The sequence below is a fragment of the Sorangium sp. So ce394 genome (assembly GCF_051474665.1).
In the GTDB taxonomy this organism is placed as follows: domain Bacteria; phylum Myxococcota_A; class Polyangia; order Polyangiales; family Polyangiaceae; genus Sorangium; species Sorangium cellulosum_D.
In genome coordinates, this window is the sequence record NZ_CP150339.1 from 1,052,812 (window position 1) to 1,074,563 (window position 21,752).

General features: G+C 74.6%; 17 protein-coding genes. 9 read left to right on the top strand and 8 right to left on the bottom strand.

The window, feature by feature from the left end; all coding sequences use genetic code 11:
- Nucleotides 1–34 precede the first annotated feature (34 nt).
- Complete coding sequence (locus WMF33_RS03955; RefSeq protein ID WP_437335880.1) at nucleotides 35–949, bottom strand: MerR family transcriptional regulator; 915 nt, start codon at nucleotides 947–949, stop codon at nucleotides 35–37.
- A gap of 147 nt (nucleotides 950–1,096) precedes the next feature.
- On the opposite strand from WMF33_RS03955, the gene WMF33_RS03960 reads away from it, so the two are divergent.
- Genes WMF33_RS03960 through WMF33_RS03970 form a run of 3 tightly spaced genes read left to right on the top strand, consistent with a single transcriptional unit; the run spans nucleotide 1,097 to nucleotide 5,086 of the window.
- Nucleotides 1,097–2,689 (top strand): phytoene desaturase, encoded by a 1,593-nt coding sequence (locus tag WMF33_RS03960; protein ID WP_061626664.1) that lies wholly within the window; start codon nucleotides 1,097–1,099, stop codon nucleotides 2,687–2,689.
- Nucleotides 2,670–3,626, top strand: coding sequence for a phytoene/squalene synthase family protein (locus WMF33_RS03965; protein ID WP_437335881.1), 957 nt, complete (start codon nucleotides 2,670–2,672; stop codon nucleotides 3,624–3,626). Before WMF33_RS03960 ends, WMF33_RS03965 begins: the two co-directional genes overlap by 20 nt.
- Complete coding sequence (locus WMF33_RS03970) at nucleotides 3,623–5,086, top strand: lycopene cyclase (RefSeq protein ID WP_437335882.1); 1,464 nt, start codon at nucleotides 3,623–3,625, stop codon at nucleotides 5,084–5,086. Before WMF33_RS03965 ends, WMF33_RS03970 begins: the two co-directional genes overlap by 4 nt.
- Here the strand turns inward: WMF33_RS03970 and WMF33_RS03975 are convergent.
- The 3 genes from WMF33_RS03975 to crtD are packed head-to-tail and all read right to left on the bottom strand — an operon-like array spanning nucleotide 5,071 to nucleotide 8,014.
- Complete coding sequence (locus tag WMF33_RS03975) at nucleotides 5,071–5,568, bottom strand: beta-carotene hydroxylase (RefSeq protein ID WP_437335883.1); 498 nt, start codon at nucleotides 5,566–5,568, stop codon at nucleotides 5,071–5,073. The two genes, WMF33_RS03970 and WMF33_RS03975, sit on opposite strands and share 16 nt — an antisense overlap.
- Nucleotides 5,565–6,449 carry a carotenoid 1,2-hydratase gene (locus WMF33_RS03980; RefSeq protein WP_437335884.1) on the bottom strand — a complete coding sequence of 295 codons (885 nt, stop codon included), beginning with the start codon at nucleotides 6,447–6,449 and terminating at the stop codon, nucleotides 5,565–5,567. Before WMF33_RS03980 ends, WMF33_RS03975 begins: the two co-directional genes overlap by 4 nt.
- The gene (crtD, locus tag WMF33_RS03985; protein ID WP_437335885.1) at nucleotides 6,446–8,014 is read right to left on the bottom strand and encodes a 1-hydroxycarotenoid 3,4-desaturase CrtD; all 1,569 of its coding nucleotides are present in this window, start codon (nucleotides 8,012–8,014) and stop codon (nucleotides 6,446–6,448) included. The genes WMF33_RS03980 and crtD overlap by 4 nt, the downstream gene beginning before the upstream one ends.
- 101 nt (nucleotides 8,015–8,115) lie before the next feature.
- Here crtD and WMF33_RS03990 point away from each other — a divergent pair, with 101 nt between their 5' ends.
- The 5 genes from WMF33_RS03990 to WMF33_RS04010 all read left to right on the top strand — a co-directional run bounded on the left by WMF33_RS03990 (nucleotide 8,116) and on the right by WMF33_RS04010 (nucleotide 15,298).
- Nucleotides 8,116–9,024: a polyprenyl synthetase family protein gene (locus WMF33_RS03990; RefSeq protein WP_437339443.1), complete on the top strand. Its 909-nt coding sequence runs from the start codon at nucleotides 8,116–8,118 to the stop codon at nucleotides 9,022–9,024.
- Nucleotides 9,025–9,336: 312 nt separating this feature from the next.
- Nucleotides 9,337–11,103, top strand: a complete 1,767-nt coding sequence (locus WMF33_RS03995) for an acyl-CoA dehydrogenase family protein (protein ID WP_437335886.1) — start codon at nucleotides 9,337–9,339, stop codon at nucleotides 11,101–11,103.
- 129 nt (nucleotides 11,104–11,232) lie between these two features.
- Complete coding sequence (locus WMF33_RS04000) at nucleotides 11,233–12,321, top strand: MaoC family dehydratase (protein WP_437335887.1); 1,089 nt, start codon at nucleotides 11,233–11,235, stop codon at nucleotides 12,319–12,321.
- Between the two features lie 120 nt (nucleotides 12,322–12,441).
- Complete coding sequence (locus WMF33_RS04005) at nucleotides 12,442–14,562, top strand: ATP-binding protein (RefSeq protein WP_437335888.1); 2,121 nt, start codon at nucleotides 12,442–12,444, stop codon at nucleotides 14,560–14,562.
- A 190-nt stretch (nucleotides 14,563–14,752) separates the two neighbouring features.
- Nucleotides 14,753–15,298 (top strand): hypothetical protein, encoded by a 546-nt coding sequence (locus WMF33_RS04010; protein ID WP_148313296.1) that lies wholly within the window; start codon nucleotides 14,753–14,755, stop codon nucleotides 15,296–15,298.
- A gap of 57 nt (nucleotides 15,299–15,355) precedes the next feature.
- Here WMF33_RS04010 and WMF33_RS04015 read toward each other — a convergent pair whose 3' ends face one another.
- Nucleotides 15,356–16,813, bottom strand: a complete 1,458-nt coding sequence (locus tag WMF33_RS04015; RefSeq protein ID WP_061621590.1) for a cyclic nucleotide-binding domain-containing protein — start codon at nucleotides 16,811–16,813, stop codon at nucleotides 15,356–15,358.
- A 195-nt stretch (nucleotides 16,814–17,008) separates the two neighbouring features.
- A complete protein-coding gene (locus tag WMF33_RS04020) occupies nucleotides 17,009–18,070 on the bottom strand; it encodes a pepsin/retropepsin-like aspartic protease family protein (RefSeq protein ID WP_437335889.1) in 1,062 nt (353 codons plus the stop codon).
- Nucleotides 18,071–18,464: 394 nt separating this feature from the next.
- Between WMF33_RS04020 and WMF33_RS04025 the strand changes: the two genes are divergently transcribed.
- Nucleotides 18,465–18,998, top strand: a complete 534-nt coding sequence (locus WMF33_RS04025; protein ID WP_437335890.1) for a DUF2505 domain-containing protein — start codon at nucleotides 18,465–18,467, stop codon at nucleotides 18,996–18,998.
- A 40-nt stretch (nucleotides 18,999–19,038) separates the two neighbouring features.
- Here the strand turns inward: WMF33_RS04025 and WMF33_RS04030 are convergent, their stop codons facing one another.
- Nucleotides 19,039–19,884 carry a ribokinase gene (locus tag WMF33_RS04030; protein ID WP_437335891.1) on the bottom strand — a complete coding sequence of 282 codons (846 nt, stop codon included), beginning with the start codon at nucleotides 19,882–19,884 and terminating at the stop codon, nucleotides 19,039–19,041.
- 88 nt (nucleotides 19,885–19,972) lie between these two features.
- The gene (locus WMF33_RS04035; RefSeq protein ID WP_437335892.1) at nucleotides 19,973–21,676 is read right to left on the bottom strand and encodes a hypothetical protein; all 1,704 of its coding nucleotides are present in this window, start codon (nucleotides 21,674–21,676) and stop codon (nucleotides 19,973–19,975) included.
- Nucleotides 21,677–21,752 lie beyond the last annotated feature (76 nt).

Below are 21,752 nucleotides of genomic sequence, written 5' to 3' on the forward strand. Positions count from 1 at the left end.
CTCCGTCAGATCGAGGGCCGGCCGCGGCGCGCCTTCAGCTCGCGTCCTTGCGGCGCCGGCGCGAGAGCAGCGCGGACTCGACCTGCGCGCGGATCTCCCCGATGTCCGGGGCCGCCACGATGCCGCCGCGCGCCTCGATGAACGGCCGGAGCGCCTCGGAGCCCGCGCCGCCCACGATCCACGCCGCGTCCCGGCAGGCGTCGGCGTAGGCGTCGATGAGCTCGCGCGCGGTCGGCGGCGGCGGCGGGATCGCGACCGTCAGCGCGACCATGTCCGGCGCGAGCGACTCGACCGCGCGCGCGATCGCGGCGGGCGGCGTCCGCGGGCCCAGCACGATCGAGCGGAAACCCCACGCGCAGAAGCGCAGGCCGATGCCGAACAGCCCGAGCACGTGATCCTCGTCGGCGAAGGCGGCGAGCAGCACGCGCCGCCCGCTCTCGCCCGGCTGCGCGAGCCGCAGGAGGTGCAGCAGCGTCGCGCCGAGGACCTGCGAGGCGAGGTGCTCCTGCGCGACCGTGATCTTCCCCTCGTGCCAGAGATCGCCGATGCGCTCGAGCGCAGGGCCGAGCGCGCGCTCGAAGATCGTCACCGCAGGGCCGAGCGAGAGGGCCCGGTTCACCTCGGCCTCGAGGCCGTCGGGATCGAACCGGATCGCGGCGTCGACGATGCGCTCGCTCGCGCCCGCGAACGCGTCGCCGCCGTTCGAGGGCGCCGGCGCGCGCGGCGCCTCCGTCTCGAGCACCATGCGCGCCGCCTCGGCGGCCGCCATCCCGCCGTTCACGTAGTCGCGCATCTTCTTGACCACCGCGACGTCGTCATCGCTGTACAGGCGGTACGCCGACGCCGTGCGCGCAGGGGACGGCACGCCGTACCGGCGCTCCCACGCGCGCAGCGTCGCCGACGACACGCCACACATCTTGGAGACGGCATGGATTCTGTAGCGGCTCACGTGGACAACCCTGGTCAACCCGCCGGACCCCAGCCGCCAGCGCCGGCTCGACGCGCCGAGCCGGCGGGCAGCGAGGCCCAGGAAGGCCATCTTGTGCAGATGTTTTCGCCTTTGTCAAAGGCTGGGACAAACATTATACTCGCCGCCATGCAAAACACCAGCGCTTCGTCGGCGCAGGAAGAGCGGCCTGGCGCCTCGCCGGGCGAGGACGGGGCTGCACCGGCGCGGGCGCCGCGCGCGGCGGGCCGCCGGGGTCCGAGGCCGCGCGCCGTCGTGATCGGCAGCGGCTTCGGGGGGCTCGCGGCGGCCGTGCGGCTCGGCGTGCGGGGCTACGAGGTCACGGTCGTCGAGAAGCTCGACGCGCCGGGCGGGCGCGCGTACGTGCACCGGCAGGACGGCTTCACCTTCGACGCGGGGCCGACCGTCATCACGGCGCCGTTCCTCTTCGAGGAGCTCTGGCAGCTCTGCGGCCGGAAGATGGCCGACGACATCGATCTCAGGCCGGTGACGCCGTTCTACCGGATCCGCTTCCACGACGGCGTGACCTTCGACTACACGGGCGACGCCGCCGCGATGCGCGCCGAGGTCGCGCGCCTGTCACCCGGCGACGTCGCGGGCTACGAGCGCTTCGTCAAGACGAGCGAGGCGATCTTCCGCGTCGGGTTCGAGGAGCTCGCCCACGTGCCGTTCGGGTCGTGGACGGACATGGCGCGCATCGTGCCCGACATGATGCGGCTCGAGAGCTACCGCACGGTCTACGGGCTCGTCGCGAAGCACGTGAAGGACGACCGCCTGCGCCAGGTGCTGAGCTTCCACCCGCTGCTCGTCGGCGGGAACCCGTTCTCGACGACCTCGATCTACAGCCTGATCGCGTTCCTCGAGCGCAACTGGGGCGTGCACTTCCCGATCGGCGGCACGGGCGCCCTCGTGCGCGGGCTCGTGTCCCTCATCGAGGGGCTCGGCGGGTCGGTGCGGTGCGGCGCCGAGGTGCGGCGCATCTCGGTCGAGGGCGGCCGCGCGCGGGGCGTCGAGCTCGCGTCGGGGGAGCGGCTCGCGGCCGACGTCGTGGTCTCGAACGCGGACTCGGCGTGGACGTACCGGCACCTCGTGGCGCCCGAGGCGCGGCGGCGCTGGACCGACCGCCGCATCGAGCGGCAGCGCTACTCGATGAGCCTCTTCGTGTGGTACTTCGGCACGCGCCGGCAGTACCCGGACGTCGCGCACCACACCATCCTCCTCGGCCCGCGGTACAAGCCGCTGCTCGAGGACATCTTCCAGAGGCACGTGCTCGCAGACGACTTCAGCCTGTACCTGCACCGGCCGACCGCCACGGACCCGGCCCTCGCGCCGCCCGGGTGCGACGCGTTCTACGTGCTGTCGCCGGTGCCGAACCTGCTCAGCGGCACGGACTGGCCCGCGACCCAGGAGCGCTACCGGCGCTCGATCGCGGCGCTGCTCGAGGCGACGCTCCTGCCGGGGCTCGAGGGGGCGCTCGCGAGCTCGCGGCTGCTCACGCCGCAGGATTTTCAGGACCGGCTGCTGTCGTTCCGGGGCGCGGCGTTCGGGCCGGAGCCGGTGCTCACGCAGAGCGCCTTCTTCCGGCCCCACAACGCGAGCGAGGACGTCGAGCACCTCTACCTCGTCGGGGCAGGGACGCACCCGGGGGCCGGCCTGCCCGGGGTGCTCTCGTCGGCGCGCGTGCTGGATCGGGTGGTGCCGGATGCATCGACCTTCGGTTGAGGCGTCGGCGGCGGACTTCGCCGCGTGCAGGGCGCTCCTGCGCAAGGGGTCGAAGAGCTTCGCCGCCGCGGCGCTCCTCCTGCCCGCGCGGGTGAGGGAGCCGGCGGCGGCGTTCTACGCGTTCTGCCGCGTCGCCGACGACGCGGTCGACGAGCTCGGCGAGCACGCCCCGCCGTCCGCGGCCGCGGCGGCGGTCGCGGCCCTGCGCGAGCGGCTCGCGCGCGCGGCGATGGGCAACCCCGACGACGGCCCCGTCGACCGGGCGCTCGCCCACGTCATGGCGGCGCACGCGCTGCCGCGCGCGTTCATCGAGGCGCTGCTCGAGGGGTTCGCGTGGGACGCGGAGGGGCGCCGCTACGAGACGCTCTCGGAGCTGAACGCCTACGCGGCGCGCGTGGCGGGCGCCGTGGGCGCGACGATGTCGACGCTCATGGGGGCGCGCGGGCCCGACGCGCTCGCGCGGGCGTGCGATCTGGGCGTCGCCATGCAGCTCACGAACATCGCGCGCGACGTGGGAGAGGACGCCCGGCGCGGGCGGATCTACCTGCCGCTCGCGTGGATGCGGGAGGCCGGGATCGAGCCGGACGCGTGGCTCCTGCGGCCCGCCTTCGACGACCGGCTGGGGCGGATCGTCGCGCGGCTGCTCGACGAGGCGGAGGTGCTCTACCGCCGCGCGGGCGCCGGGATCCCGATGCTGCCGCGCGATTGCCGCGCCGCGATCCAGGCGGCGCGGCTGATCTACGCGGACATCGGGCGCGCCATCGCGCGCCGCGGCTTCGACTCGGTGTCGGCGCGGGCCGTGGTGTCGCCCGGCCGCAAGCTGTGGCTCGTGCTGCAGGCGCTCGTCCGCAGGCCGGTCGCGCCGGCGGAGGAGCGCGAGCACGGCGCGGCGCCGCCGCTCGACGAGGTCCGCTTCCTCCTGGAGGCGGCGCGATGAGCGCCGGGGCTGGCGGCGCGGCGGCGCGGGAGCTCGACGCGGCGCGGGCGCGCGTGCGCGAGGCGGGCGGCGAGGCGCTGCTCGCGCGCCTCGAGCACCTCGACGCGGCGCGGGCCGAGCCCTCGCGGCCCGCGGCGGCGCCGCGGCCGCCGGGCCGGGGCGCCGCCGTCGATTTCGACGTCGTCATCGCGGGCGGCGGGCTGTCGCTCCTGCTCGCGCCGATGCTCGCGTCGGCCGGGCTGCGGGTCGCGGTGCTCGACCGGGCGCGGATCGGCGCGGCGCACCGCGAGTGGAACGCCGGGACGGCCGAGGTGGCCGCGCTCCAGGCGTCGGGGATCTTCGCGCCGGGCGAGGTGGAGCGGCTCGTGATCGCCCGCTACGTCGAGGGGCTGTGCCGCTGGCACGGCGGCGGGACGTACCCGGTGCGCGGCGTGCTCGATCACGCCATCGACGCGGGCGGCCTGCTCGCCGCGGCGCGGGCCCGGGCCGAGGCGCTCGGGGTGACGCTGCTCGACGGGCACGCGCTGCTCGGGCACGCGGAGGGGCCGGACGCGGTCGCGCTCGCGGTGGCCGAGGCGCGGCCGGGCGCCGCGCCGCGCGCCCTGTCCGCGCGGCTCCTCGTCGACGCGCGCGGCGCGGCGAGCCCCTACGCGACCGCGGACCTCGTCTGTCCGACGGTGGGCGGCGTGCTCGCGGGGCTGGCCGAGGGCGACGGCGAGCGGCGGATCCGGCCGGACGTCGGCGAGATCCTCGCCACCACGGAGGACGTCGAGGAGGGCCGGCAGCACCTCTGGGAGGCGTTCCCGGGGCGGCCGGGCGAGACGACGGTCTACCTCTTCTATTACGCGCGCTCCGAGGACGTCGGGCCGGGCGCGCTGCTGTCGCTGTACGCGCGGTTCTTCCGGCTCCTCTCGCGGTACAAGGAGGGCGACGCGCGGCTCGTCCGGCCGACGTTCGGGTTCATCCCCGGCTGGTCGCGGCTGTCGCCCGCGCCGCGCGCGCCGGGGCGGCGGGTGCGGCTCGTGGGGGACGCGGCGGCGCGGCACTCGCCGCTGACGTTCTGCGGCTTCGGCGCGAACGTCCGCGAGCTCGCGACCACGGCGGCCGACCTGGCGCGCGCGGTGGCGGACCCGAGCGCGCCGAGCGCGGCGCGCGACGCGCCGGTGCACTCGGGCACGGGCGCGCTCGCGGCCCTCATGGCGAAGCCGGCCGGCGGGGCGAGGGCAGGGGAGATGAACGCGCTCCTCAACACGGCGTTCGCCGTGCTCCACGCGATGGGCGACGACGCCTACGCGGCGCTGCTGCGCGACGAGATGCAACCGACCGATTTCGTTCGATTTTTGAGGGAGACGGCGGCGCGGCGGCCCGAGGTGTACCGCGAGGTCGTGAGCGCGCTGCCGCTCCGGGCCATCGGCCGCTGGGGCGCGGGGCTCGCGCGGGAGCTCTACCGCGCGCGCTGAGGGGGCGCGTCCTCCGCGGCGCCCGCCGCTGCCCGGCGCGCGAGGACGAGGGGGCCGAGGAACAGGCCGTAGGGCGGGCCGCCGGTGCTGTGGTGGACGCGGTGCGCGTCGCGGACGCGCGCGAGGTAGGGGATGCGCGCGAGGCCCGAGACCGGGAGCCGCCGGTGGACGAGGCCGTCGTGGACGAGGACGTACGCGAGGCCGAAGGCGGTCATGCCGAGGCCGAAGCCGAACGCGGCCTCGCGCAGCGGCCCAGGCGCGCCGTCGACGCCGTAGATGATGAGCCCGGCGGCGATCGGGGCGTGGAGGAACGCGAGCGCGTCGTTCTGCTCGAAGGCGCCGCGCCGCTTCGTATGGTGGGAGCGGTGGATGCTCCAGAGGGCGTGATGCCAGACCCTGCCGTGGAGGAGCGCGGCCCACACCTCCATGATCGCGAAGGCGACGAGCGCCGTGGCGATCCAGATCGCGAGCGAGAGCGTCATCGCGCCCTCCGCATGCGGAACGGCAGGAGGAGCTGCACCCAGGGGCTGACGAAGCGGTCGAGCGAGAGGGCCTCGTGGACGACCGTCGCCGGCTTGCCGCCGAACGTCGCGGCCGCGAGGGAACGCGCGTAGAACGGCGTGTCCTCGTAGGTGCGGAGGAGCCGCGGCGCGGAGCCCGGGTCGGCGGCGATGTCCCGCGCCATGCCCCAGCGCGTGTCGCCGAGCGGCCGCGGGGCGAGCGGCGGGAGCTCGCGCGCGCCGCCCCTCGCGTCGAACGCGGGCGAGAGGAGCATGCGCGTGCCGTCGCGGCGCCGGACGTCGTAGGTGAGGGCGATGCCGTCCGAGCCGACCGCGCGCGACCAGGTCCAGCGCTCGAAGGCGTGGTCGAGCGGCTCGTCGCCGGCGTTCGTGTCGAGGTAGGCGCTGCCGGAGAAGCGCAGCGACGGGTGCGCGAGCTCGACCTCGGCGCGCGCGATCGGCGCGAGCGGCGACCAGCGGTGCCGCCCCCACCGGTCCAGCGCGACCCCGGCGCGCGCGCCCAGCGCCGCGGGCTCGGGCACGGACGGGCGGAGGCGCACCGTCCCGGCGAGGCGCGAGGGGACCGGCGCCGTGACCTCGTCGAAGGCGACGCGGAGCTCGCCCCCGGACCACTCCATCACGCTCGGGCCGATGGCGAGCGACCGCGGCGCCCTGACGACGGCGCCCCGCGGCCGTTCGGTCAGCGCCCAGCGATCGGCGCGCGGGCCGTACAGCGCGACGTTCATCGCGCAGTGCATGAGCGGGTCCGCGGCGCCGCGCGCGCGGGCCCTGGCGTAGTACGGCGAGAAGACGCTCCCGAGCATCGCGATGATCGTGATCGCGCTCCGGCCGTCGTCGCTCACCGCGTCCAGGTACCACCAGGCGTAGCCGCCGCTCGGGATCTCGAGGTCGAAGCGAGGTCCTCCATCACGCTCCGCGCCGCGAGATGGCCGCTCAGCGCCGCCATCGGCACGCCCGCCCCCGGGTGCGCGCTCCCGCCGGCGAAGTACAGGCCCGGGAGCTTCGAGCGCGAGGCCGGGCGCGCGAAGGTGGAGTTCCACCCGTGGGACACCGGCCCGTACAGCGCGCCCCCCGTCGCCGGGAACATGCGCTCGAAGTCCGCCGGCGTCGTCGACACCGGGGAGGGGCTGGTGCTCCTCAGCGAGAGGCCGAACCGCTGCAGTTGCTGGAACACGCGCTGTTCCCATTCGTGGATCTCCGTGGATGAGGGGGTGTGCATATCACCGGTCGCAGGGGCGTTGACGATGAAAAACAGGCGCTCTCCTGCAGGTGCGCGCGCAGGCGCGGGCGCCGCGTCGTGCTCGGGGGACGGCTGGTTCCAGCGGTCCTCGGCGCAGATGTAGATGGTGGGGTCGCGCGGGGTCTCGGCGCGATCGAAGAGGTCGCGGAACTCGGCCTCGTAGTCCCTCGAGAAGAAGACGTTGTGCCGGAGCAGGGGAAAGCCGCTCACCTCGGCGACGAGCGCCAAGGTGACCGCCGAGAGCGACCGCGGCGCCTCGGCCGGGGCCTTGCGGGCGGCGCGCTGGCCGAAGAGGCCGCTCCGGAGCGCCGCCGGGTCGGCGTTCATCACGATCGCGTCGGCCTCGATGCGCTCGCCGCCCTCGAGCACGACGCCCGTCGCGCGGCCGCGGCCGTCCTCGATGGCGGCGACGTGCGCGCCGCAGCGCAGGGTCGCCCCGGCGCGGGTCGCGGCCGCGGCGAGCGCCTCGGCCACCCGGTACATCCCGCCCTCGGGGGACCAGACGCCCTCGCGCTCCACGTGCGCGATCAAGCTCAGCGTGGCCGGCGCGAGGTACGGCGACGAGCCGCAGTAGGTGGCGTACCGCCCGAACAGCTGGAGCAGGCGCGCGTCCGCGAAGAAGTCGGTGAGCGCGCGGTGGAGGGTGCGGTGCCCGTCGATCCTCATCATCCCGCCGAGGCCCAGGCTGCCCGCCGTGCTCAGGATCGTCTTGAGCGTGGGCCGCTCCGCGCGCAGGAACGGCGCCTCCACCACGTCGAAGATCTCGCGCGCGTACCGGCAGAACCGGCGGTACCCGTCCGCCTCCCGCGCCCCCGCGAGCGCGCCGATCGCGTCCGCGCTGCGCTCGAGGTCCGCGAAGAGATCGAGCGTCGAGCCGTTCTGCCAGGCGTGGCGCGCGAGCGTCTCGACCCGGCGGAGCGGCACGCAGTCCCCGAAGCGGAGCCCGAGCGACGCGAAGATCTCGTCGAAGACCCACCGCATCGTGAGCGTCGTCGGGCCGACGTCGAGGCGGCGATCGCCGATGGCCAGCTCGCGCATCTTTCCGCCGACGCGCGGCGCCCGCTCGAGTAGCACGACGTCGAGCCCGTTCGACGCCAGGAGCGCGGCCGCGGTCAGCCCGCCGATGCCCCCGCCGATCACCACGACGCGATGTCTCTTGTCCACCATGGAACCGCAGTGTACCCGGCGCGGGTGGTTTGTCTATACTTTGTTTAACTAGTGTTCAAACTATTGACAATCCCTTGATCATCGCCCAAAACTCGGCCGATATGGATTTCGATCGCCGGATCGAGCGCGTCCTTCTCGTCGCCATCGAGTCGCTCTCCTCGCCCGCGTCGCCGCCCGGGCTCCTCGCGGCGACGCACCACGCCGTCTTCCCTGGGGGCGCCCGCATCCGGCCAAGGCTCTGCCTGGCGGTCGCCTCGGCGTACGGCGATCCTGCGCCGGAGGTCGCCGACGCGGCGGCGGCTGCGGTCGAGCTCATCCACTGCGCGTCGCTGGTCCATGACGACCTCCCCTGCTTCGACGACGCGCCGATCCGGCGCGGCCAGCCCTCGGTCCACCGGGCCTTCGGCGAGCCGATCGCGGTGCTCGCCGGCGATCAGCTGATCGTGCTCGCCTTCGAGGCGCTGGCGCGCGGCGCCTTCCACGCGGTGGCGAGCGGCGTGTCGGACGCGCGGCGGGCGGTCCGGTTCTTCGAGGTGCTCGCGGGCGGCGTCGGGATGCCCCAGGGGATCATCGCCGGGCAGGCGTGGGAGTCGGAGGCGAAGGTCCCGCTCTCGGCGTACCGGCGCGCGAAGACGGGGGCGCTGTTCGAGGCGGCGGCGACGCTGGGCGCGCTCTCGGCGGGCCAGGACGGGGCCGCCTGGCGGGACCTCGGGCAGCGCATCGGCGAGGCGTACCAGGTCGCGGACGACGTGCTCGACCTGATCGGCCAGCCGGAGGACATGGGCAAGCCGGCGGGGCGGGACGGGGCGCTGGGGCGGCCGAACACGGCGCTGGAGCTCGGGCTCTCGGGGACGACGCGGCTGCTCCAGCGGCTCATCCAGGACGCGGTCGAGTCGGTGCCGCAGTGCCCGCGGGCCGACGACGTGCGGTCGTGGGCGGTCGAGCTGGGGGACAGGCTCCTCAGGGCGTGCGCGGTGCGGGCGGCAGTCCCGAACGTGAGCTCGGCGTAGCCGGCCTCGACCGGCTGTTTGAAAGAGGGAGCTCGCGGGCCGTCCGAGACTTAGGGGTTGCGGGGGAACAGGGCTGTCTGCGCGTCGCCGGACGGAAGCGAACAACGGGCTTCGGGAAAGGCCTTAATGCGACGTCGATCCGAGACAGAGGGCGTGCGGGCCAGCTCGACGAACGGTGTTTGGAGTGCCATCCTCGGCAGGCCTTTCCGCGCCTGCCGCGGCGGGCATGAGCGTGGGGCGGCGCAGAGGGGGTATGCCCTGCGCCTCGTGAAGCAAGGGGTGGGTCGTAGTCCGCGATCGGGGGGATTGGGGATGAGGGCGATTCGGGAGCAGCACGCCACCATCGTTTCTCGCAAGCTCGAGGCCGACAGCCCAGGGGGCATGCGCGAGGCGATCACCTCCGTCGAGCAGCTCGCGCGCGTCGCGCGAGGGCGGCTCCGGGACCGGGTGGTGGACGTCGGGAGCCCGACCAACGCAGGCCTCCGGGGCGCGCCGAGGAGCGCGAGCTTCGTCCGGCCGAGCGCCGCCGTGCCGCTGCACGTGTCGCGCATGCTGCTCGATCGACACCAGCTCGCAGCCCACGCGCTCGCCCACCTCTACGCGGAGATCGAGGCATGCAGATCGCTCGCCAGCTGGGCGTGCGAGGCGGGCGGCGAGGCCAGGGCCGTCGCCGAGGCGCACGCCGGAGCGCTGCTGCTCTCGCTGCGCGGTGGCGTCGATCTGGGAGGCGGAGAGATCGCGCCGCTCGGCGAGCTCGAGCTCCGCGACGACGAGGTCGCCAAGGCGATCGGGCACCCCGCGGTCACGGCGTGGGCGCGCGACGCGGGGTCGGGCGCGGCCGTGGCGGCGCTCGCGCGCACGGCCGCGGAGCAAGGGATCCCCGGCTGCGGCGGCGCCGAGGACGAGCGCGTCGGCTGGATACGGCACAACATGCGCGACTTCGTGGAGCGCCTCGTCGAGCCGCTCGCCCCGGAGATCCACCGGCGCAACGGGCTCATCCCGGAGTCGATCGTCCGCCGCATGGGGGAGTTCGGGGTGTTCCGGCTGGCCACCGCGCCGGAGCACGGCGGCGATGGGCTCGGCGCGGCCGCCATGGCCGCCGCCGTCGAGGAGCTCGCGCGCGGGTCGCTCGGCTTCGGCGTGCTCACCATGACCGCCTCCATCGCGGCGGATCTCCTCGCCCGATCCGGCACGGACCTCCAGCGCAGGACCTGGCTGCCGCGCATCGCGGGCGGCGAGGCGCGCTGCGCCCTCGCGCTCTCGGAGCCCGCCTACGGGTCGGACCTCGCGCGCGTCGCCACGCGCGCCGAGCGCCAGGCCGACGGCAGCTACCTCATCACCGGCAAGAAGACCTGGGTCACCGGCGCGTCGCGCGCCGACCTCGTGCTCACCCTCGCGAGGACGACGGCGCCCGGCGGACAGGGGCAGCAGCCGCTCGGGCCGAGCCTCTTCGCCATCGCCAAGCGGCGCGGCGCGCCCGGCGCCGACTTCCCGGACGCGGGGATCGCCGGGGCCGAGCTGCGGGCGCTCGGGCAGCGCGGCATGGGCCACTACGAGCTCCGGATCGAGGGGCTCCAGGTGGGCCGCGAGGCGCTGCTCGGCGAGCGCGAGGGCGAGGGCATCGCCCAGGTCCAGCGGTCGCTCGCGATCGGCCGCGTCTACGCGGCGGCGTGCGGCGTGGGCGTGGCGCAGGCCGCGCTGGAGCTCGCGCTCGAGCGGGCCAGGACGCGCGTGCAGTTCGGGTCGCAGCTCATCTCCTTCCCGCGCGTGGCGCACCGGATCGGCGGGCTCATCGCGCGCGTCGCGGCCGCGCGCCAGCTCACGCGCGCCGCGGCGCAGGCCGCGGACACGGGGCAGCCGTGCGAGCTCACGTCCGCCATGGCGAAGCTGTTCTCGAGCCGCGCCGCGTGGGACGCGGCCGACGCCTGCATGCAGATCCACGGGGCGAACGGCTATGCCGAGAGCTCGGTCCCGGCGCGGCTCCTGCTCGACGCGCGCAGCCTCGCGTTCCACCTCGGCACGCGCGAGGTGCTCGCGCAGGGCATCGCGCGCGCCCTGCTCGAAGGATCGCTGCCCTGAGCGGGCCCGCTCCGGCGCGGCGGAGCGCGCGGGCGCACGCGGCCGTGGGCGCGCGCGCCCCGCCGGGCCAGCGCGCGCGGGCGGCGCCGTCGTCAGCGGTGCGCGCCTGTGCCATGATCGCGCGGACCGATGGCCCGCGTCCGCTCTCCCCGCTACGGCCGTAAGCTCGACGATTTCACGGTCGGCGCGGTGTACGCCCACCCCTGGGACGTCACCGTCGACGAGGGGATGCTCGCGCTCTTCGCGGCCTCGTTCCAGGACGCGATCCCGACCTACTCGAGCCGCGTCGCCGCCCGCGCGGTGGGGCTCAGGGACAGGCCGGTGAGCCCGCTGCTGCTCCTCAACCTCGGGATCTCCTTCAGCGTCCACGATGTGAGCGAGCAGGCGATCGCGCACCTCGCGTACATCGACGTGCGGTTCCCGGAGGCCTGCTACCCAGGGGACACGCTGCGCGCGAGCTCGATGGTCATCGGCAAGAAGCCGGTGTCGACGGGCGACAAGGGCGTCGTGCACGTCCGGACGCAGGTGGTGAACCAGGACGGGCAGCTCGTCTGCTCGTTCGAGCGCAAGGCGCTCGTGCCCCCCGGCCGCGTCGCGGAGCGCCCCGCGGACGCGCCGCACGCGGTCGTGCAGCCGGACGAGCCCCCGGGGCGCCTGCCGAGAGAGCTCGGCGGCCCGCTCGCGCCGCCGGCGCGCCACGGCGGCTTCGCCTGCTCCTGGGAAGACTTCGAGGTGGGCGACGTGCTCACCCACGAGGTCGGCCGGACGGTCGGCGACAGCGAGCACATGCAGCTCGCGACCCTCCTGCGCAACTCCCACCCGCTGCACCTCGACGAGCAGTACTGCAGGGCGAGCTCCTTCGCGAAGACGCGCGTCGTCCACGGCGGGCTCGTGCTGTCGTGGGTGCTCGCGCTCTCGAGCCGGGACACGGCCGGGTGCGGCGTGTGGGACCTCGGCCTCGACGACGGCGCCCACCCGAGCGGCGTCCTCGCGGGCGACACGCTCTTCGCCGCGTCCAAGGTGATCGCCCGGGAAGAGGCCGGCGCGGGCGCGGGGAGCGTCACGTTCCGGATCGTCGGCGTGAAGAACACGCCGCCGCGCGCGCTGCTCGAGCAGGGGGCCGATCTGTTCACCCCCGAGCTCGGCAAGGCCGACGGCAGGGTCAAGGAAAAGGTCGTGGAGATCACGCGAACGCTGCTCGTGCGGCGAAGGGGCTAGGCGCGCTCGCGCGCCGCGACCGCGGGGCGCGCCGCAGAAGAGGGATCCCCCGCGGGGCGCGCCGCGGCATACAATGCGCGTCATGAGCACCGGCGCTCCGCGACGAGGGACAGAACGGCCATGAGCGCGGCTGCGAGCCGTGAGCTCGACGCGCTCCGCGCGCGCGTCGCCGAGCTGGAGCGGGCGCTGTCCCGCGCCGAGGCGTCACGCCAGCGCGGCTCCAGCCCGGACCGGCCCGCGGAGCCGGGCAGCGCGCGGGGCACCGTCGCCATCGGGGGTGAGGCGCAGCTCGACGAGGCCGAGCAGGCGGCCCAGATGGGCAACTGGCTCTGGGACATCGGCTCGAACCACGTCACGTGGTCGCGGCAGCTGTTCCGGATCCTGGGCTGCGATCCCGCGACGGACAAGCCGTCGACGGAGGCGTTCCTCGCGGCCGTCCACCCCGACGACCGGGAGCAGATGCGCGCCGGCCTGGAGCTGGCGATCGAGACCGGCGAGGGATCGGGCGCGAGCGCGTTCCGCGTGCGCCACCGGGACGGCGCGGTGCGGGAGTGCCTCCTGAGCAGCCTGCCCGTCGTCGAGGGAGCGGGCCCGCCCACCCGGTTCTTCGGCGCGGTCGTCGACCTCACCGAGCGCCGCCGCGCCGAGCAGGAGCTCCGCCGCAGCGAGCGCATGCTCAACGAGGCGCAGCGCATCGCGCACGTGGGCAGCTGGTCCTACGACCTCGCGTCGCGGACCGTCCGCTGGTCCGAGGAGCTCTTCCACATCCTCGGCGTCGACCCGTCGGTGCGCCCGACGTTCGAGCTCTTCGCGAGCCTCATCCACCCGGAGGACCGCCACCGCGTCTTCGGCGGCGCGGAGAGCGCGTCGCCGCTCGGCATCGCGAGCCCCGTCGAGTGCCGCGTCGTGCGCCCGTCGACCGGGGAGCTGCGGCACGTGCAGATGGCGGCGCAGCTGCTCACGGACGACGCCGGGGCGATCACGGGGCTCGTCGGCACGAGCCTCGACATCACCGAGCGCCGGCGCCTCGAGGAGCAGCTCCTGCACAGCCAGAAGCTCGAGGCGATCGGGCGCCTCGCCGGCGGGGTCGCGCACGACTTCAACAACATGCTCACCGCGATCTTCGGGCACAGGGAGCTCGCGGTGCGCAAGGTGCCGCCGTCGTCGCCCGTGCTCGATCACCTCACGCAGATCGGCACGGCCGCGGAGCGCGCCGCGGCGCTCACGCGGCAGCTGCTCGCGTTCGCGCGCAAGCAGCTCATCCAGCCGACCGTGGTCGACCCGAACGCGCTCATCCTCGGCGTCGAGCCGCTCCTCCGCCCGCTCGTCGGCGAGGACGTGGAGCTCGCCGTGCTGCCGGGGAGCGAAATCTGGCCGATCCACATCGATCGCGGCCAGTTCGAGCAGCTGCTCATGAACCTCGCCGTGAACGCGCGCGACGCGATGCCCGCCGGGGGGCGCCTGACCATCGAGACCGCGAACACGACGATCGAGGCGGGCGACGCGGCGTCGCGGCCCGAGATCGAGCCCGGCGACTACGTGGAGCTCACGGTCACGGACACCGGGCAGGGCATCGACGACGCCATCCGGCACTACGTGTTCGAGCCGTTCTTCACGACGAAGGAGCCGGGCAAGGGGTCGGGGCTCGGGCTCGCGACGTGCCACGGCATCGTGAAGCAGCACGGCGGCCACATCTGGTTCTCGAGCGCCCCCGGCCAGGGGACGCGCTTCACGATCTGCTTCCCGCGCGTGCGCGGCGCGCCGTCCGAGCAGCCCGCGAGGGCGCCCTGCGCCGTCTCGGGGGGCGGGGAGACGGTGCTCGTCGTGGAGGACGAGGCGCAGGTGCGCGACCTCTGCGTCACCGCGCTGCGCTCGTTCGGCTACTCGGTCCTCGCGGCGCGGAACGGCAAGGAGGCGGTAGCGCTCGCGGCCACGTACGCGGGCGCCATCCACCTGCTCGTGAGCGACGTGGTCCTGCCCGACGCGCGCGGCCCCGCGCTCGCGGCGGCGCTCGCCCGCGCGCGCGCGCCGCTGCCCGTCCTGTACGCGTCGGGCTACACCGAGGACTCCCTCTTCCCGGGCGATCTGCTCGACGGGTCCGTCCACTTCCTCTCCAAGCCGTACACGCCCACGCAGCTCGCGAAGGCGGTGCGCGCCGTGCTCGACGCGTCCGCGCAGGCGCGGCGGGCGAAGGGCCCGGGCGACGCGCCGCCGCCGGCGGCCGCCGAGCGCCTGCAGTGAGCGCGCGCGCGCGGACACACGCGCACACACGGCGGAGCGGCGGCGCCGGAGCGCGCCGCGTGTGCGCGCGTGTGTCCGCGCGCGCGCCGCGACGCGCTCCGGCGCCACCGCTCCGCGCTGGCCCGAGCGGCCGGGGAGCATCTATCCTGGACGGGCGGCCGTCTCGATGAAGATCCGGGGCTCAGCGCTCATGCATACGAGGACCTACCTGCAGACGCGGTGGGGGAGCCAGGCCATGTCGGTCCTCGACGCCAAGCTGCCCGCCGCCGCCCGCGCGGTCTTCTCCTCGCCCGATCTCGTGGCGCACAGCTGGTACCCTGTCGCGGTCTGGAACGCCATCGCGGACGAGATCTCGAGGTGGCCCAACAAGACCGGTGTCATCCGCGATCTCGCGGCCTACGTCGCCGAGCAGGACCTGACGCTGGCGCACAAGGTGCTCATCAAGCTCGGCACGCCCGCGCTCGTCATGCGGCAGGCCGGCGTGATGTGGGGCATGTATTTCAACGGGGGCCGGCTCGCCCCGCTCGCGGAGGGCGAGCGGTTCTTCCGCCTGATCCTCTACCTCGGCGTCGATCCTCAGTCCGACCCGGGGCGCCAGATCTGCAGAGACGCCGTGCCGGCGTGGCAGGAGAACGCGCTCCGGCTCTCGGGCGCGCGGGGCGGGCAGAGCCTCCACACGAGGTGCCGTTTCGAGGGACACCCCACCTGCGAGTACGAGGTGCGCTGGCTCCGCTGAGGCCGCGGCGGCGCGGGCGCGCCGCCGCGCGAGGCGCGCTGCGCCGCCGCGGGCGCGTCACGTCTTGGTGCAGAACGCGAACAGGTTGACCTGCGCCTCCTCGGCGCGCACCTCGACGGGGGTGCTGCCGAACTTCGAGCGGGTGAACAGCGTCTTGAGATCATCGGCGCTGCGATGGATGAGCTCCCACTCGAGGACGTGGTCCATGAAGGCCTTGCTCGGGTTGTTCACCCCGAAGTTGCCCACGACCGCGATGCCCCCGGGGAGGAGCTTGTCGTGCATGCAGTTGAGGAGGCTCACGACGAGGTCGTCGCGGAGGTAGTCGGTGAGCCCGATGCTGTAGATCATGTGCTGGGGCTTGAGCACCGTCCTGCCGCGGCCGTGGGCGAGCCGCACCACGTTGTCCTGGGCGAAGCTGAAGCGGTCCATGACGCCGAGCTCCTCGGCGATGCCGGCGGCGTAGGCGAGGGCCTGGTTGTCGATATCGATGCACGTCGCCTTGATGTCGGGCGGCTCGCCCCCCTCGGCGAAGAGGTCGAACAGCTCGCGGGCGGGGCCGCTCGCCAGGCTGGTCACGAGGACCTGGCCGGGCCCGTGGACGCGGCAGGCCTCCCGGAGCGCGCGGCTCAGCACGCCGCGCCTGTTCTTGACGGCGCGGCAGGCCTCGAGCTCGAGCCCCCAATGGTCGATGAAGCGGCCGAGGCGGCCGTCGCCCGCGGGCTCGTCGTTGTACATCATCTCGATCGTATAGAAATCGCCCGCGTAGCCGCGCGGCTTCGTGTAGCAGCGGTCGACGGTGCGGCTCAGCATGAAGAGCGAGAAGGTCTCGCGGAAGACGTAGGCGCCGATGCCCTTCTCGAGGTGGCGCTCGCGCTCGATGTGCTCGCGCAGCGCGGACACGATCGTCTGGCACGCGGCGCTCACCTTCTCCTGGATCTCCGCCTCGGGGTGCTTGGCCTCCTTGACCATCCTGTCGGCGATCATCATCTCGAACTTGAACTGTTCGACCGTGTCGATGAGCTTCGGAGGGATGTTGTTGGTGCCGGCCTGGCCCGTCCTCGCCGCGTGAAAGCGGTTGACCTGGGGCACGTCCTCGACGAGGAGCGGGGGGAGCATCGCGGTGTTCTCGCGGAGGCGCTGGGCGAGCATGATCGCGAGCGACTGGTAGAAGCGCGCCGCGAGGCCGGGGACGGAGGCAAGCAGCGAGTGGACATACGGGCCCTCGATCACGTCGAGGGTGCACTCCTCGCGGGCGACGACGGAGGCGCTCGCGGCGGCGCTCTCGAGGAACGACATCTCGCCGAAGATCGCGCCGGGGCCGAGCTGGCGGAGGGCCACGCCGCGCCCGAGGTGGGCGACCTCGACGCCGACCAGGCCGCTGCGCACGATGAAGATGCCCTGCCTGCGCGAGCCCTCCTCGAGGATCTGCTCGCCCGGTCGGTAGGTGACGCAGGTCGACTTCTCCAGCAGCAGCCGCTCGTCATCCTGGGTCAAGAACTCGAAACCTGTCGACATGATGCCTCCCGACCACCGCGCGACGCCTCCGCGCCGCGGCGAGCTGGATCCCTCCCCCGCCGCGGCGACCGGACGTCCACGCGTGCGCCTCTTCTACCACGACGCATCGCGACCTCGCTGGGGCATGGCGCGCCCCTCGGCGGCTCGGCCCCGGCCAGGGCCGCGGCCCTCAACGCGGCAGCGCGCGCGCTCCGCTCACCGCGGGGCGCAGGCCGCGAGGCCGCCGTCCTCGGCGAGCAGCAGCACACAGCTGCGGAGCACATCCATGCCGGCAAATCCGTCCGATGGGCAGGCCCCCCGCCGCTCGCCGGGCAAGAGATCGAGTTCCGCGGCGGCGTCGAACCCCGCCAGGTGGAGGCGAGCGCCTGACAGCACGGGAACGGTGTGCTTGCCGGAGGCAGCGTAGGCGCTCCGGCCGCCGGCCGCCCGGTGCGACAGCCGCCTCCCCGCGGGCGAGGCGGCGAAGAGGGAGGTCTGCGACGCGCCCGAGTCGACCTTCAGCGTCACGGCGATCCCGTCGACCGTCGCCGCGGCGGTGATCTCGTGGCCCTGGTTCGGGCCGCCGCAGTGGCCGAGCTCCGCAACCGCGGCCTCGCCGAACCGCGCCCGGAGCGCGCGGGCGGCCTCGCCGCGGGGCGCCTCGGTCATCCGGCCCTCGCGCAGGTCGAGCACGACCGCGCGGCCCGGCCCGGCCAGCGCCTGCGGCGCGAGGACGCCGCCGATCCCGAGCCGCTGCAGCGCATCGGGGACGGGGACGACGAGCAGCGCGGGCGCGTCCACCGAGCCCCACCCGGCGAGCGCGATGGTCGCGCGTTCGATGCGGGAGACCGGCAGGGGCCTGCCCGCGTGATCGACCGCGACGTCGCCGGCCGTCGAGAGCGGCAGCGCGAGCTCGTCGGCCAGCCAGCGGGCGAGCACGTGGTGGGAGGCGCCGGTGTCGACGAGCAGCGCGGTCGGCTGGCCGGCGACGACGGCATCGATGAGCGGCGAGGGGAACGGGCGTTCGTTGAGCTCGAACTGGAGGCTCGCCCGGCGCCCCCCGGCGCTCGCCGGCACCGGCGCCGCCGGGCGAGCCGGCTCCGCGGGCGAAGGCCCGCCGGCGGCGCCTCCGGCCGGCGCCGCGCCGTGGGCCGAGGCCGGCGCCGCGCGGACGGCGGCGGGCTCGGCGCAGCCGGCCGCCGCGAGCGCGCCTGCGGCGAGGGAGAGGGAGATCGAGAGCGCGAGGGCGGCACCCCCACGAGCGCGCTTCACCCGCATCACCAGCGCTCGACCTGCCGCGGTGAAGGGCGGCGCCGGGCCTCGCCGCGCTCGCCTCTCCTCGCAGAGCTCGCAGAGGAGGAGAGCCTCTCTCGCATCATCATCAATCCATCATTGGCCTGCGCCCGACCTCGGTCAAGCGGCCTCTACCGATGAGCCCGGAGCGCCGCGCCGCTGAGCGCAGGCGGCCTTGAGATGTGTCGCCAGCAGAAACCGCACCTCGGCGGATCGACGGCGTGCCCTCGTGTCCTCTGCCTCTCTCGCGGCGCTCGGGCATCCGCGCGCACGCGGCGTCCGCGCGCGGGCGGCGTCAAAACATCTGCGCCGAGCTTCCTCGCGCCGGTTGTCAGTCGGCTCGTCCGGCTCCAAGGTGTGCGCAGGAGAGGGAAAACGCATGATCCACATCGAGGCGAGGCACGTGATCCGCTGCGACGAGGACACCTTCTGGGAGCTGTTCTTCAGCGGTGAGGTCAACGAACAGATGTACCGCGACGTCCTCAAATTCCCCTCGTTCGAGGTGCTGGAGCAGCGGGAGGACGAGCGCACGCGGGTGCGCAAGGCCGTCGGGCAGCCCCGTATCCACGCGCTGCCCGCCGCCATTCAATCGATGCTCGGGCCGAACTTCCGCTACGTCGAGGAGAGCGTCTTCGACAAGGCCGCGCGGACGTGGAGCTGGACCATGGCGCCGAGCCTGCTCTCCGATCGGCTGCGCAACTCGGGCACCTTGCGGATCGAGCCGTCGGGCCCCGGCCAGGTGACGCGCGTGGCGAGGGCCACGATCGAGGCGAAGATCTTCGGGTTCGGCAGGATGCTCGAGGGCCTCATGGAGAAGGAGATGCGCGCGGGCTGGGACGACAGCGCGGCGTTCCTGAATCGATGGATCGCGGAGCACCCGGCCCGGGCGGAGGCGAGCGTTCAGCCGGCGTGAGGGGGGCGCCCCCCGCCGGGGAGGTCGGGCGGAGCGGCGATCACGGGCCCGGGGAAGCGCCGAGGCGGCGCTCCACCTCGGCGCGCGTCGGATAGGAGGGCTGGCACCCCTCGCGCTCGACCGAGATGCCCGCCGCCGCGATCGCGAGGCGCAGCGCGGCCTCGATGGCCATCCCGGAGGCGAGCCCGCCGGCGAGGACGCCCGCGAGCGCGTCCCCTGCGCCGGTCGTGTCGACGGCGCGCGCGGGGAGGGCGGGGAGCTCCTCGCCCGAGGGCAGCAGCACGGCGCCGCGGGCGCCGCGGGTGAGCACCACGCGCTCCGGCAGGTGGCCTCGCAGCGCCTCGTGCTCGAGCTCGTTGACCACGGCGAGATCGAACCGGCCGACGAGCGCGGGGTCGATGGCGTTGACGGGCGATGGATTGCAGATCGACAGCGCGCCGTCCGCCCGCGCGGCCGACAGCACGCCGGCGATGGCCTCGGCCGGGATCTCGCCCTGGCACAGCCAGACGGAGGCCCCGCACGGCGCGGGCGGCGCGACGAGCGCGTTGGCGCCGGGGATCGCGAGGATCTGGTTCTCCCCGGCGTCATCGACGCAGATGAGGGCCACGCCGGTCGTCGCGCCGCGGTGGATCGCCACGGCGGAGAGGTCCACGCCGTCGGCGGCGAGCGCGGCGGCGCAGAGCTCGCCGTGGGCGTCGTCGCCGCGCGCGCCCGCGAGCCGCACGCGGGCGCCGGAGCGCGCCGCCGCGACCGCCTGGTTCGCGCCCTTGCCGCCCGGCGCGACGAGGAAGCGGCGGCCCAGCACCGACTCGCCCGGGCGCGGCAGCCGCGGGCCGTAACCGAGGAGATCGGCGGTGATCGAGCCGCAGATCGCGAGCAACCCCATGTCCGCCGCATACCACGAACGCGGCGGCGCGGCGGCGCGGCGGCGCGGGGCGGGCCCTTGCGCCGATGAGGCGACCGCTCGCTCGAGATCAGCCGCCGAGCGCGCTGCTGGGGCCCAGCGCGAGCCCGAGGGCGAGCAGCGTCGTGCGGCCGAGCAGCCACGCGAGCGCGCGCAGCGGCCATTTCGTCTGGCGCGCCGCCTCGCTCCGCGTGCCCTCGCCGAGCTCGTGCTCCGCCTTGCCGGCGCGCGAGAGCCGGTGTCTCCGGGCCCTCTCCATCCGCTTCTGCGTCGACTCGCTGGCGAGCTGCGCCGGCGCGCGCGCCTTGGGCCGCGGGCAGATCTCGGCGTCGAAGAGCAAGGCGCCGTCTGGGGCGTAGCGGCGCGCGCCCGAGCCGTTCTCGAAGAGCCAGACGCCGTCGTCGGCGGCGAGGAGCACGGAGTCGCGCCACACGCGATCGGCCGGGCCGTCGAGGCAGGTGCGGAGCTCCTCGTCCCCGGGCCGGGCCACCCAGAGGCGGCGGTGGTTGAGCACGCCGACGAGCCCGCTCCGGCTGACCGAGAACGAGAGCCCGTCGAGCGAGCCGTCCTTCGGATTGACAAGGAACGTCCTGAGCCCGCCGCGCGGATCGACGACGTCGAGCCGCACCCCTCGGTGGCGGGAGAGGACGCCGAGCCCGCCGCCGGGCAGGCGCCGGATGACCTTCACGCCGCGCCGGCCGAGGACCGCTCCGGGGAGCGCGGCGGCGTCGCCGTGCACCACGGCGAGGCGTCCCCTGTCGATCCGCAGGTGGAGGCCGAGGGCGCGCGCCTCCCGCCCGTGGAGCGACGCGATCATCGCGTCGCTCGTCGCATGTTTTCCGAGCGAGGCGCCCGTCCTACCGTCGAGCACCTCGTGCCCTTCTCGGGAGGAATAGAGGACGATGCGCTCGCCGTCGGACGCGAGGCCGAGCGCCTGCTTGCCGAGCCTGCCGGGGACGCGCTCGCGCCGGAGCCACCGCACCCGGAGGTCCGGGTCGAGCGCCATGACGACGCGCTCGTGCACCTCGTCGAGGCTCCGCCGCGGCCCGGTCCACTCTCCGCTGGAGAGCGAGAGCAGGACGAACCCTCCGTCGTCGAGCGGAGCGACCCTGGGCGCCTCTCTCCAGTCGAAGAGCCCTTCTTGCACGGGCGCGGCGTGCCCGCTGATCGGGGCGAACCGCTCGGACGCGATGAGCCACGTTATCGGCGCGCGGTCACGGGGTCGTCGCGAGGATGTTTCGGGAACGTGCGGGGCCGCGGCGCAGCGCTCGCAGCCCTCCGCGGGAGCGCTGGAGTCGCGCGCGCCGCCGCAAAGGGCGCAAGGCGTCGGATCGAGCCCTGGGGCGTCCGGGCGCTCGTCCGGGGGCGCGATTTCGGGCTCCTCTCCGACGAGGACCGCCTCGGGATCGAGCCCGGCGATCGGGATGTCCGCCGGCCAGCGGCGGCGGGCGTGCTGCGCCCCGCAGCTCGAGCACGAGAGGGGGGTGAGCGCGCTCGAATCCACGGCGAGCGGCGTCCGGCAAGAGCGGCACGCGGGCTTCGACCGAGAAAATTCGAGTGACAGCGACATTTCCTGCACGCGCTGCACCTCGCCTGGCAGCAGGCGCGGAGCGCGGTAGAGCGGCTCGCGTAGCATGCGATGCCACACGCGGTTGGCGATCTCGGTGAACGTGCCGCACCCCGAGCAGAAGATCTTCGTGTCGACCCGGTTGATGGGCAGCATCGCCTGGCAATACTGGCACCGCCCCCGCATCGTTACGCACAGCGCTTCCACGGCAGCGTCCTCGCTTCCCGCCTTCGTCCCGCGCGACACGCCCGAGGACGGTGAATGATAAAAGCGACATCGGTGA